General features: G+C 48.1%; 9 protein-coding genes. 1 reads left to right on the top strand and 8 read right to left on the bottom strand.

The genetic code is table 11. The features are described from left to right. Window positions 1–18 precede the first annotated feature (18 nt). Genes I4W93_RS04030 through I4W93_RS04015 form a run of 4 tightly spaced genes read right to left on the bottom strand, consistent with a single transcriptional unit; the run spans window position 19 to window position 4,235 of the window. Window positions 19–1,473 carry a M81 family metallopeptidase gene (locus I4W93_RS04030; protein ID WP_205310661.1) on the bottom strand — a complete coding sequence of 485 codons (1,455 nt, stop codon included), beginning with the start codon at window positions 1,471–1,473 and terminating at the stop codon, window positions 19–21. A 9-nt stretch (window positions 1,474–1,482) separates the two neighbouring features. Further along, the gene (locus I4W93_RS04025) at window positions 1,483–2,973 is read right to left on the bottom strand and encodes a sodium:solute symporter family protein (RefSeq protein WP_205310662.1); all 1,491 of its coding nucleotides are present in this window, start codon (window positions 2,971–2,973) and stop codon (window positions 1,483–1,485) included. Between the two features lies 1 nt (window position 2,974). Further along, a complete protein-coding gene (locus I4W93_RS04020; RefSeq protein ID WP_205310663.1) occupies window positions 2,975–3,367 on the bottom strand; it encodes a RidA family protein in 393 nt (130 codons plus the stop codon). Between the two features lie 4 nt (window positions 3,368–3,371). Next, window positions 3,372–4,235, bottom strand: coding sequence for a MurR/RpiR family transcriptional regulator (locus I4W93_RS04015; RefSeq protein ID WP_205310664.1), 864 nt, complete (start codon window positions 4,233–4,235; stop codon window positions 3,372–3,374). Window positions 4,236–4,414: 179 nt separating this feature from the next. Between I4W93_RS04015 and I4W93_RS04010 the strand changes: the two genes are divergently transcribed. Then, window positions 4,415–5,638, top strand: coding sequence for an amino acid deaminase (locus tag I4W93_RS04010; RefSeq protein WP_205310665.1), 1,224 nt, complete (start codon window positions 4,415–4,417; stop codon window positions 5,636–5,638). Here the strand turns inward: I4W93_RS04010 and I4W93_RS04005 are convergent. The 4 genes from I4W93_RS04005 to I4W93_RS03990 form a co-directional block, all read right to left on the bottom strand. Then, complete coding sequence (locus I4W93_RS04005; RefSeq protein WP_205310666.1) at window positions 5,635–6,825, bottom strand: class I SAM-dependent methyltransferase; 1,191 nt, start codon at window positions 6,823–6,825, stop codon at window positions 5,635–5,637. The two genes, I4W93_RS04010 and I4W93_RS04005, sit on opposite strands and share 4 nt — an antisense overlap. A gap of 75 nt (window positions 6,826–6,900) precedes the next feature. Further along, window positions 6,901–7,419, bottom strand: coding sequence for a cell division protein ZapC domain-containing protein (locus I4W93_RS04000; protein ID WP_205310667.1), 519 nt, complete (start codon window positions 7,417–7,419; stop codon window positions 6,901–6,903). A gap of 117 nt (window positions 7,420–7,536) precedes the next feature. Beyond that, window positions 7,537–8,547, bottom strand: a complete 1,011-nt coding sequence (gene pyrD, locus I4W93_RS03995; protein WP_205310668.1) for a quinone-dependent dihydroorotate dehydrogenase — start codon at window positions 8,545–8,547, stop codon at window positions 7,537–7,539. A gap of 65 nt (window positions 8,548–8,612) precedes the next feature. Then, window positions 8,613–13,451, bottom strand: coding sequence for an NAD-glutamate dehydrogenase (locus tag I4W93_RS03990; RefSeq protein ID WP_205310669.1), 4,839 nt, complete (start codon window positions 13,449–13,451; stop codon window positions 8,613–8,615). Window positions 13,452–13,509: the final 58 nt, after the last annotated feature.

Raw genomic sequence — 13,509 nt, 5'->3', positions numbered from 1 at the left:
GCTGCCGGGTGGCAGCCGCTAAGCAAAAGGCGACTCTACTATCGGCCACAATGGCCGGCGTAATTTACGGTAGCCGTTACGTACCGGATCGCTCGGATAAGGTGCGCCAGCATCAACATAGATTATTTTTGCCGCCAGCGGCGCAAACCCCTGATAAAAATGGTTGGTCGACTTTACCAGTAACAATTGATATTGCTGCGGTTCAAGTTGTAACGCCGTGAACAGGCTGGGATCAAAAGACTGACAACGATTAGAATTTAAGATCACGTCGATACCGGCAAAACTTATCACAGCACAGTCGCCCATTGGCACTTCGCTACCAGCAAAATACTGCACGGCGTTGCGCTGTAGCCGTTGCACTGTAACCTGCGCATCAATCGGATCGCCTGCTGTGGCACAACTTTTACCACCAAAACGCAATATGATGCTGGCACCTTCTCCTGCAGCAAAACACAACTTTACCGCCATCGGATCCCAGATGGTACCCACCGCCACCTTGCTAATACCCCGGCGGATAATTTCCGCCAAAATCAGGGTGCCATCACCTGCGACACCGCCGCCGGGATTGTCCCAAACGTCCGCCAGTACTACGGGGCCGGCAATCATAGTTGCGTCATCAAGTGCGGTATCAATAGTGGCAAAAGCCGGTAAGGTCTTACCGCGAAATGAAAACAGTTCCATGCCAAGCTGCTCGGCTAATTCTGCTGCACGCTGCGGTTGATTATTGCTGATCACCAGCAACTGAGTGCCCATTTCCGCCACGTCGCCCGCCATAAAACCGTGGATCACGGAAATAGACAAGATATCATTCTGCCCTTCCAACAGACTTAACTTGTCGATAAAAGAGCGCATTGGCTCGCGGCTGGTAGGTAATACGTCTATCATACGACAATCAAAACTGCGCATTACCGGCTGATATTGCCCACGCACCGTTGCAACACTAAGCGTCACCAACTCCCGGGCACGTTGCATAAAATCTAAATGCGGAAACTCTTTAAAGGCGATCAACAGATTAGCATTATTCAGCCGCTGCGCCGTTAAGTGGCTGTGTGGATCTAACGTTGCTGCTATCACAACCTTGTCGCCGGCAATTTGCCGCACTCTGGACAACAAATCACCTTCGCAGTCGTCATATCCCTGAGCCACCATGGCACCATGTAACCCCAATACGACAGCTTGCACCGGCAAGGCTGCACGCAGCTGTGTCAGTATTTCATCACGTAGATGTTCATACGATTGCCGATTGAGTAAGCCACCCGGCTCAGCCCAGGCACAACTGCCTTCTATCACCTCAATGCTGCTGTCTGTAGCACTTAGCTCCCGGCAAGCAACCAGTGGCGCACTGCATAACGTCGGGGTAGCAGGATGTTGCCCGGGTGGTGCATAAAAACACTGATAGAAGCTATCCAAATCGGTATACATTGGCGAGAACGTATTAGTTTCTGTTGCCAGCGAAGCGGTAAAAATGCGCATAGGTCCTCTTTAATTAGACGTCAGAGATGACGTACTGATACTAGTGCTATCATGCTGGGCTGATTGCCCTTCTCGCTGAGTGGTAATAAGCGCTAATGCTTGGCTGCGGCTACGACGGTTTTGCCGGGTTAACAGGCTGACGCCAATAGCAGACACTGTGGCTGTTAATAATGCCGGAATAACCGGGTTACCCCAAAATGCCAGCCAGAACGGACTAAGCAACACCAACAATGACACCAGCACTGCACTGACGATTGCCGCTAAAATACCGGCAGCATTTAACCGTGGCCAACAACGCCCTAACACACAACTGACAAACAGCCCGGACATCAAGGTGGCGATCATCGCGCTGATATAGCGGATAACATCGTCGGCATACAGCGCCAATAACAGTGATAATACCGACACCAGCAAAACACCGTAACGGGAATAACGCACCACCTTGTCCTGCTGCGGCATACTGCCAACAGCGCCGTAATATAGATCGCGGATCAGTACTGAAACAGCAGCTATAGCATCGGAACTGGCGGAAGATAAGGTAGCCGACAAGCCGGCCAATAACACCAGCATTGCAATTAGCGGCGGCAGTAACACGGTGATCAATGCAGTGAAGGCGTGTTGATGATTGGCCAGAGCCGGCAACAACTGGCTGGCGACAATGCCCAGTATGGCCGGTAAAACTGCAAACAACAGATATACCAAACCGGCACAACCAAATGCACGTCTGATCGCCGACACACTGGCACCGGCGTAGATGCGCTGTCTAAACGACGGGGCGGCCATCACGCCTACCGCCACCACAACCGCCAGCGATAACGCTGGTAACCAGCCGGGATCTTGCATAGTGCCCTGCTGCTGTGCGGTATCGACAATTTGCTGCAGCGAAGCAAAACCGCCACTGCTTTGTAGCACCACCCAGGCCAGCAATAAAAAACCAGTAAATAAAATCAGCGCCATCAGGCTATCAGTCCACACAACGGCCCGATAACCGCCAATTAATACATAGAGGGTAAATATACTAGCCAGCAGCCATTTTGCGGCAACCAGATTAAAACCGGTAGCCCAGGACAAATACAAAGCACCACCGAGAATATGAGCACCCAGCCAGCCCAGCGAGCAAAGAAAAATCAGTATTGCACTAAGATGTTTTACCCAGAGGTTAGCGCCGGCATAATAACTTAGCTCTTCACTCATTGTCATAAAACGCAGCGCCCTAAGTGGCGCAAACAGCCAGGCAGTTAACAAAATGCCGATGGCACCGCCTAAACCGTACATCATACCGGCCCAGCCATGGAGGTACGCGTAACCAACAGCCCCCATACTGGTGCCGGTGCCTATCATGGTGGCCACTGTAGTACCAAAAGTTAAGCCTGATGACACCTTGCGCCCGGCCAATAAAAAATCGTCACCGCTTTGCTGACGACGCGACGCGATATAACTGATAGCCAGCATCAATACTACGTAACCACACAGGCCCCACAGCAACAGCTGGCTAGTCATATCAGCCCCTGTCATCGCGGTAACAGGTCAAATCCACTTCGACCTTACAATCCACCACTAAATCGGCTACCGCACAGATCCGCGCCGGAGGTGCTTCTGCAAACAGCTGACGAAATACCTTATTGAAGCTGCTGAAATAGCGCGCATCGGTAAGATAAACTTTAACGTGCACAACATCAGCTAAGCTGTAACCCGCTTGCAGCATGATGTCGATACAGTTTTGCAGTGCCAGCTCTGACTGCTCAATAATGCCGCCTTCGACCACTTCACCATCGCGCATCGGGGTCTGGCCCGATACGTACAACCAGCCACCGGCTTCAACAGCTTTTGCAAACGGAAGTTTTTGGCCACCGGTGCCGGTACTTTCATCTACACCGTAACGTTTAATTGGCATCAGGTTAATCTCCCAGCGGTTGGCGCTCATCGCCACCACGGTGACTGTCCAGTGACAGCTTAACGCGGCGCAATTTGTCACGAGACTTGCGCTTGTTCAGTTTTGCCACTTCGGTAGCCAACACATCAATAATGGCCAGCATGGCATAACGCGAGGCAGAGGGTTTATAGATAAAATCGGTTTCTGGTGCCTGCAGGCCAAGCACGATGTCGGCATTTGCTGCCAGTGCCGAGCCCGGCTTGGTAATGGCAATAACTTTGGCACCGTATTGCCTGGCTATTGAAGCAGAGTCAATGATCTCACCAGTATTACCCGTCAATGAAATAGCCACCATCACATCCTGCGGCTCTACAGCAGCAGCCACCATCCGCGTTAACAAGCCGTCTTGATAACTGCATACTGGCATACCGAAACGGAACAGGCGGTATTGCAACTCTTGCGAGCCAATGGACGAGCCCCCCCCCATACCGATACAAAAAATCATCCGCGCGTTTTGCAAATAGCTGACCGCAAGTTTAATGTCCGCTTCTACCAGCAGCTTGCGGCTTAAATCCAGCGTATTCTTAATTGCCTCATACACGCCCTGAATGCCATCCAAATCGGGCGTCTCTTCAACAAAGCGTTGGCCTACTGCCAACGACTGTGCCAGTTTAACTTTGAGTTGACGTACATCTTTACAATCTACTGTGCGGGCAAAACGGGTTACCGTAGCCTGGCTTACCCCGGCACTGGCAGAAAGTTTGGCAATACTCATCTCCGTTGCGGCTTTAACATTATCCAAAATAAGCTGCGCCACCCGTTGCTCCGACTCGCTCATCTCCACAAAACGCTCAGAAATGCGCGACAACACATCAATTTCGTAACTCATTATTTTTACCTGCTTGGTTTAAAGCGTTACTCAGTAACTTTTATTAAAGTAACATTTGTGCTATCAATAAAGATACTTTGTACCAAGTTAAGCGGAAAGTAAATATTAAATTGGCTTTAATACAGCTATTTACTGTTTGCGGAAAAAATCACAGCACATTAAAATAATAGCGAGATGTTATGAAGTACCAATATATTCAGCATAAATCGGCTACGCCGCTAGCCGAAAAGCCAGCGTTAAACCTGCTGCAACAAGATATTTGCTTACCAGCCGCCCTGCTTAAACAAACTGCGATACAGCATAATTTGCAGTGGATGCAGCGTTTCGCTCAGGCCAGTGGCGTGCTGCTAGCGCCGCACGGCAAAACCAGTATGACACCCTGGTTGTTTCAGCAGCAGCTGGCCGTCGGCGCCTGGGGTATTACAGTTGCCACGGCGTATCAGGCCCAGGTAGCTGCCCAAGCCGGTGCCAAGCGGATTATTTTGGCTAATCAGTTAGTGGGTGTAGCCAATATGGCTATCATTGCCGCATTACTGGCGGGCGGTACAGAATTATTTGTTTGTATTGATCATGCTGACAACGCCAATGCGCTGGCGGCCTTTTTTGCCACTGAACAAATCGTATTACCGGTGCTAATTGAACTTGGTGTGCCTGGCGGTCGCTGTGGTTGCCGCAGTAACCAACAAGCGGTTGCACTTGCAAAACACATTGCCGGACTGCCAGCGTTGGCGCTGGCCGGTATTGAATTTTATGAGGGAGTGATTAATACCAATGACACTGAGCATAGTGTACGCCAGTTTGTGCAACAAGCAGCTGCGTTGTGCAAAGCGTTGCTCAGATTACAGTTGTTCAAACACACTAATTTACTTATTAGCGGCGCTGGTTCTGCCTGGTACGACATAGTTGCGGCAGAGCTGAGCAAAGCCACCCTGCCCCCGACAATGCAGACAGTATTACGCCCGGGTTGTTATGTTAGCCACGATCGAGGCATTTACCAACAAGCACAGCAGTTAATCGAGCAGCGTAGTGCTCTGGCCTGCAAATTGGGCGCCGGTTTACATAATGCGTTGGAATTAGCCGTGTATGTACAATCGTTACCTGAGCCGGGGCTTGCCGTACTGGGCTTTGGCAAACGTGATGCCGCCTTTGATGCTGGCTTACCGCAAGCAATAGCTATTTATCGTAACGGGCAGATGCTCAGCGACAAATTACAGGATTGCCAAACCACTAAGCTGATGGATCAGCATGCATTCTGGCGATACAGCCCAGCGTTGACACCAAAGATTGGCGATATCGTCATTCTTGGCGCTTCACATCCGTGCCTGACCTTTGATAAGTGGCGCACATTGTGGCTGACAGATAACGATTACAACCTGTTGCAGCAAGTAGACACCTGCTTTTAGGCTTGCTGTAACAGGCTTTCCAGGCAGTGTTCAGTTATGCCATAGAACTGTTTAATAGCCGCGATTTGCTGCAATATATTAGCGTTGTCACGTGTTTGTTTACGTTTAGTCGCCAGGATCATTTTATTTTTGCTGGTGTGCTCCAGCGAAATAAACTCAAACACCTTGGTATCATAACCGTGCGCTTCCAACAGCAACGCCCGCAGGCTATCGGTAACCATTTCGGCCTCCTGCCCCAGGTGAATACCGTGAACTAACATCGGCGCTAGCACTTGTGGCAGTTGTATTTGCCCGCGGATCTGCTTGTGGCAACACGGTGAGCACATAATAATCTCAGCACCAGTAGCGATGCCCATATGAATGGCGTAATCCGTAGCGGTATCACAAGCATGCAGCGCTATCATTACGTTAATACCACGGGCTTTAAAATGCTTTACGTCGCCCTGTTCAAACTGAATACCAGCTAAGCCCAGTTTATCTGCTGTGCTATTACATAAATCGACCAGGTTTTGCCGCAGCTCAACGCCGGTAACTTGGGCATCCAGGGCCAGAGTATTGGTTAAATAATCATGCACGGCAAAGGTTAGATAAGCTTTACCGGAGCCAAAGTCAGCGACGTGTAATTGCTTATTCGCACTTAATCCGCTGTCTTGTACGGCGCCAGAGAAAATTTCAATAAACTTGTTTATCTGCTTCCATTTGCGTGACATAGCAGGGATAAGCTGCTGTTGTACATCGGTTACACCCAGTTCACGTAAAAAAGGCCGTTGCAGGGTTAAATAACGCTGTTTGTCGCGATTATGCTCAGTTTGCATGGTATTCAACGGTTGGCTAAGGCGTTTTTGTTGATACAACACTTTGCCTTTTTTACTGATCGTTAGCTGCACTTCAGTATCGGTGGTAAACAAATTGGCCGCGCTAAAACTGCCACCCAACAGCGCTTTAATTTCAGTCAATGCCCCATCAGCCGGGAAATTTCGGGTGACATCATTAGTTTGGTATTTATAGGTAAAACTGAGCTGCCACTGCTGTTTAAGCAGTACAGGGCGAACTTGCAGTTGCTTTAACGGCTCCTTGCCCTGGTACTTACTCAGTACCAGTTTATGTAGCTGTTGCTGCGTGAGTGCAGAGTTGAGTTGCAGAAAAAAGGCATTAAGCTCAGCTGGATCAGCGGCTAAAGCAGACATACATGGCTCCGCGAGATTAAAAATTTCCGCTAGTGTAGTCGGATCTATCGCTGAGGGAAATAACGCCGTTAAAAATCAGGCACTGTAGCGATACGGGATACTGACATTCAGTGCGCTAACCCGGTTATGCAGCACACGAACCACCTGTAAACGTGCAATATTTTTACCCGCCAAAGTGCTGATGTCGCCCAGCAGTAAACAATTTGCGCAATCACTGTCGGCCGACAACACCAAAGCATACTGGCTGCTTAAGCCCCGCAGCATAACTACGTCGTATTGTGCCGCTACTGTATTGGCGCTGCCCTGCTGAAAATACCAGCTTTTATGCGCCTGTTGCTGCAAAAACGAACCGCACAATGCAGTAAGGCAAAGCTCAAGCCTTACTGCCGCCGGCATGTCTAACTGTTGCAAACTATGATCTATTGCCCAAAATGTTTCAGCTTCGGCCATAGTTAACGGCTGCTGGTGCGGCTGATACACAAGCTGTGCTGCACTAAACGGTGAGCAAAACTGAGCGGTAGCAGTAATGTCCAACAGTAATCGCGCTTTTTCGCTGCAGTAATGCCATATCCACTGCTCTGATGGTGTAAACATGCTACTCCCTGCATACATTCTAAGAGGCTATTTATTAAACACTTACACAAATACACTAAGCTGATCAGCATGTTAAAGACTGTTTTGTTCTAACGCAGCAAGATCAGCTAAAGATCATTATAAGTGGGTTACGATCTGCCGGATAAGCTCTGGTCCGCGATAAATAAAGCCGGTATAAACCTGTAGTAAATTGGCGCCAGCGTCTAACTTTTGCTTAGCAGAATCAGCATCACTAATGCCACCGACACCAATAATGGGCAGCTCCTGTCCCACCGCGGCGCGTAATTGACGCAGCACCTCTGTGCTTTTATCCCGCACAGGTAAGCCACTTAAACCACCAGCCTCATTAGCAAAACGTTGGCCTTGCACCTGGCTGCGATCTAACGTGGTATTGGTGGCAATAACGCCATCCATTTTGCTTTTTAGTAATGTTTCTGCCACCTGCTGCACGGCAACGCCATCCATATCCGGCGCAATTTTTACAAATAGCGGTACATATTTGTCGAACTTCGCCTGTAAATTAAGTTGCTCATTCTTTACACTTTGCAGCAAGTCATACAACGCATCACCAAATTGCAGATCTCGCAAGCCGGGGGTATTTGGTGAAGAAATATTCACCGTGATATAGCTGGCATGAGCATAGACTTTACGCATGCAGTATATATAATCATCTTTGCCCTGCTCGTTCGGTGTATCTTTGTTTTTACCAATATTAATACCCAATACACCTTTATAACTGGCGTTTTTCACGTTCTCTACCAAATAATCAACGCCTTTATTATTAAAACCCATGCGGTTAATAATGGCTTCAGATTGCGGTAAGCGAAAAATACGTGGCTTGTCATTGCCAAGTTGCGGTTTGGGGGTGACAGTACCCACCTCGATGAAACCAAACCCCATCTGCCCAAAAGCATCGATACACTCGGCGTTTTTATCCAACCCGGCAGCTAAACCCAGTGCATTATCAAACCGGATACCGGCGACCGTAACCGGTTTTAATGGCAACTGCTGACGCCATAACCCAGCCAGTGGCGTATGCGCTAGCCGTTTTAAGCTGCCCAGAGCAAAATTATGTGACCATTCTGCATCACAGGCGAACATCAATTTTTGTGCAATTGGATAAAACATAAGCAGCCTTTTCATACGTTAAAAAAATACCCCGGCAAGCCGGGGTATTGTAGCCATTTGGCTGGTTATTTTACAGGGTCACAGTGATGACTCAACAGCATTAATTCCCGCAGTGCCACCGAGAACTTAGCAAATTCATGGCTCTTAGTGGTTTTAAATTCTGCCAGCATTAAACGCCACCGCTCTAATAGTGCTTCATGCTCTGTCAGCCAGCTATTGATCACTTCATCTGCGGCGCATACTTTACCGCAACTGCGCACAACCACGGCCGACAATGCACGTTGTTGCCAATCCAGCTCTTCACGATAAGAGGCCCGGGCCAATGCTTGCCAGTGGTTTGCCACTGGCTGGTTAGTGATTTGCTCCAGGAACCAGTGCAAGTCTAACTTGTCACCCAATTTAAAGTAAATTTCCGCGACCATCGCCAACGGTACCTTCTCGGCGTCGACCACCTGAGCGATATCCATCACTGAGAAAACTGTGCTTAACTGTGCCAAGTATTGTGCAATGTCTGTCGGCACGCCCTGCTCAGCCAGCAGCGTTTGTTTTTGCTGCAGCTGTTCAACTTCGGCTTCGGCCAAATAACTATTGAGCTCTTTGCTCAATTGCTGATAAGCCGGTTTAAAGAAGTCTAGCGTTTGCTGAATATCCAGTGCCTTGTTACGGTGGCGCAGGAACCAACGGGTTGCACGACGCATGGTACGACGCAGCTGATGCAGTAACTTACTTTGTAACGCCGCCGGAATAATGTTATCGAGCTGCTCAAGCTGGCGCCAAATAGGCGACAAGTCAAACAAATCACGCGCAATAGCATAACAAAGCGTGACTTCACCTACACCGGCGCCGGTTTCTTCCAGCATCCGCTGAGCAAAATTAGGGCCCATTTCGTTAACTAGCATGTTCGCTAGTTTAGTGGCAATAATTTCGGCTTTAAGCGGGTGATTTTCCATCTCGCTGGCATATTTATCTTGCAGCAATTGCGGAAATGCAGCGAACAACTGACGCTTAAAGTAGGCGTTCTCGTATATTTCGGGTAATACCAAACGCTCTTTTAACACCATCTTGCCGTAGGCCGTTAAAATAGCCAACTCAGGCCGTGTTAAGCCCTGGCCTTTAGCCATGCGGTCGGCCAGCTCATCATCTGACGGCAGAAACTCCAGTTCGCGGTTTAACTTACCTTCTTTTTCCAAGGTATGAATAAAGCGCGTATATTCCTTTAACTGCTCGGCACCTAGCAATGATGAGATACTGATGCTTTGCGTCTGTCGATAACAATCTTTAATTACGATAGCAGCAACATCATCTGTCATATCAAACAGCAACTTATTACGCTGTTTCAAGGTTAAATCACCGCCCGCTACCAGGGTGTTTAGCAAAATTTTAATATTAACTTCGTTATCCGAACAGGTAACACCACCGACGTTATCGACAAAGTCGGTATTTAACAAACCACCGTTCATGGCAAATTCAATACGGCCGCGTTGAGTTGCCCCAAGGTTACCGCCCTCGCCAAAGATTTTTGCTTTTAAATCACGGCCATTAACACGTAACGGCTCAGAGCCACGGTCGCCTACTTCAGCATGGCTTTCGCTGGTTGCTTTAATGTAGGTGCCGATACCACCGTTCCAAATTAAATCAACCGGCATCATTAACGCTTCACGGATTAATTCATTGGGTGTCATGCTGGTTTTAGTCGTGCCCAACATTTCTTTCATCTGTGCTGACAACTTAATGGCTTTAGCACTACGTAAGAAAATACCACCACCTTCTGAGATCAGTGATTTGTCATAGTCGTCCCAGGTTGATGTAGGCAGGTTAAACATGCGCTCACGCTCATGCCAACTTTTGCCTGAGTCTGGATTAGGGTCAATAAAGATATGCATATGGTTAAATGCTACTTGTAGCCGGATATGCTTAGATAGCAGCATGCCATTACCAAATACATCACCGGCCATATCACCTATAGCAACACAGGTAAAATCAGTGGTCTGACAATCAATATCAATTTCGCGGAAGTGCCGTTTTACCGACTCCCAACCACCGCGCGCGGTAATGCCCATTTTCTTGTGGTCATAACCATTCGAACCACCGGAAGCAAACGCATCACCCAGCCAAAAACCATATTCTTCAGAAATACCATTGGAAATATCCGAAAAGGTTGCAGTACCTTTGTCTGCGGCAACAACCAAATATGGGTCATCTTCGTCATGCCGTACCACATTAGTTGGTGGCACTATTGCGCCCTGCACGATGTTGTCAGTAACATCCAGCAAGCCACGAATAAAGGTGCGATAGCATTCTTTACCTTCGTTCATAAAGGCTTCACGGCCGCCGGTTTCAGGTAACTTTTTACAAACAAAGCCACCTTTAGAACCCGTTGGCACAATGACAGTATTCTTAACTGTTTGCGCTTTTACCAAGCCAAGAACTTCCGTTCGGAAATCTTCACGACGGTCAGACCAACGTAAGCCGCCTCGAGCAACTTTACCAAACCGCAGATGCACACCTTCAACGCGCGGTGAGTATACGAATATTTCAAACATTGGCGTTGGCAGCGGCATATCCGGGATTAAGGCAGACTTGATCTTAAATGAGATATACGGCTTGTCAGTACCCTGGGCACTCTTTTGGAAGTAGTTGGTGCGCAATGTCGCATTAATCATGTCAACAAAACGGCGAACAATTCGATCATCATCCAGGTTTGCTACATTCTCTAACTGCGAGGCAATTTGCTCTTCCAGTTTTTCTATCGCTTTGGCGCTGACTTTAGATTTAGGCTCGAATTTACTGTTGAACAGCTGCACCAGCAAGTTTGCCAATTCGGCATAACGGGCAAAGGTACTTTCAACATAAGATTGACTAAAAGTACCGCCAATCTGGCGCTTATATTTAGCATAAGCCCTTAATAAAGAGGCTTCGCGGCCAGATAAACCGGCACCTAAAATTAAACGGTTAAAGCCATCATCTTCCAGCTGACCATTCCACACTTTGGCAAACGAGTCTTGAAATGACTGTTGTGCTGCTTCAAAGTCATCTGGTATGGCGCAATTTAGCTCCATAGCAAAATTTAATATCCAGCTAACACCGCCGTCGGCAGATTTTACTGCATAAGGTGTTTCACCAATGACTCGCAGACCAAAATTCTCCAGCATTGGCAAGACATCAGACAAGTGAATTGGATGATCTTTATGAAACAGATTCAAGCGTACAGCTTTGCTGTCAGCTTTTTCTTCTTGCGGCCGGTAGAACAACATCTCAAGCTTGTGATCATCGTTTAGTGACTCAAGCTTGCCAATATCGACCAGGGCATCATTTGGCAGCATTTCTTCTTTATAGCTACGAGGGAAAGCATTAACGTACTTGCCAATCAGCTCACGGCCACGGGCCTCGCCATAAACACCAAGGATGGCACTTTCCAGCTTATCTTCCCAGGTACGGGCCGCTTCTACTAAATTACGTTCAATTTCTTTCACTTTGTACTCGACATGGCTATCGTTGATCCGTACGAGGTAATGGGTACGGGCCAACACAGATTCAGAGAAATACGTTGTAAACTCAACAGCCTCATTACTACCCAAAGCCGCCTGTAAAATGGCTTGGGTATCTTTACGCAGCTGAGTGTTGTAACGCTCGCGGGGCACGTACACCATGGCGCTAACAAAGCGACCAAAACTGTCTTTACGCATAAACAGGCGTGTCATATCACGCTCTTGCATTTGCAATACGCCCATCGCCACATGCAGCAACTCGTCGGCGGTTGCCTGAATTAATTCGTCACGTGGATAAGTTTCCAGAATATTCAGCAGCGCTTTATATGCGTGAGTGCCAGTGGCAAACTCTGACTTGTGCATCACAGTGCCAAGCTTACTTTTTAGCAGCGGGATATCTGCTGCGCTGTTGTTATACAACGAGGATGAATACAGGCCGATAAAGCGGTCCTCTCCAATAACTTTGCCGTCTTTATCAAATTTTTTCACGCCGATATAGTCAATATAGGCCGGCCGATGCACGCGTGACTTATTATTGGTTTTCGTCAAAATTAGCAAAGCATTGTTAATTGCTTGCTTGCGTCCCGTTTCAGGCAATTCTGACAACAGTAAATCGCGGGCTGCCGTGCGGCGCATTAAACCCAGCGAGGACTCATCAATGCCACTGATTTGATAATCGCCCTTTACTGGACTGATACGGTATTCGCGAAAACCTAGCAAGGTAAAATTGTCTTTTGCTAACCAGTTTAAAAACTCTATCGCTTGCTGAACATCTTCGGCAGAGGCTGTACCAGCTTGTTTGGGTAGCGCTTTAATAACCTGCTGCAGCTTTTCACGCGCGGGCTGCCAATCGGCTACCGCCAGTGAAACGTCTTCCATCACCGAATGCAGCTCTTGTGTTAAGCGCTCAATGGCAGCTTTTCCAGTTAAGCGGTCAATTTCAATATGGAATACCGTTTGCTGGGTGCTCGATTGCTTTTTACTGCCCAATTTGTAGAAATCAGTGATCTGACCTTTGTTATCGCGGTCAGTTTGCAGTGGGTAATGCAGCAGCAAATGGGCAGTAATCGCCTGCCGGTTTAGTGCCATTCGTACAGAATCAACCAGAAACGGCATATCCTGCACCACAATTTCAACAACAGTGTGCTTAGATTCCCAGCCATGCTTGGCTATTTCTGGATTAAACACCCGGATCATCGAATCGGGTTTAGCATGTGCATTAAAGGTTTGCCACAAGCTTAATGCCGCACCATACAGGTCGCTGTCATTGCGACCGACCAGGTCTTCATTAGACATGTTGCCATACAGTGTGTAAGCGAATTTTTCGACCAGGCCAACCTGATCCTTTACTTTTTGTTTTATGAGCTTGCTAACGTTTTGTAGTAGAACAGAGGGTTGACCGTCTATCAGTGCCATTTTTATATCCTTTTTGCAGTCACCGCTTTTAACAGCAGGATCTACCGAACATACCAGA

This window comes from Rheinheimera maricola (assembly GCF_016918075.2).
GTDB classification, from domain to species: Bacteria; Pseudomonadota; Gammaproteobacteria; order Enterobacterales; family Alteromonadaceae; genus Alishewanella; species Alishewanella maricola_A.
The sequence above is the reverse complement of the archived record's forward strand: the minus strand, read 5'-3'. Positions and strand labels throughout refer to the sequence as shown.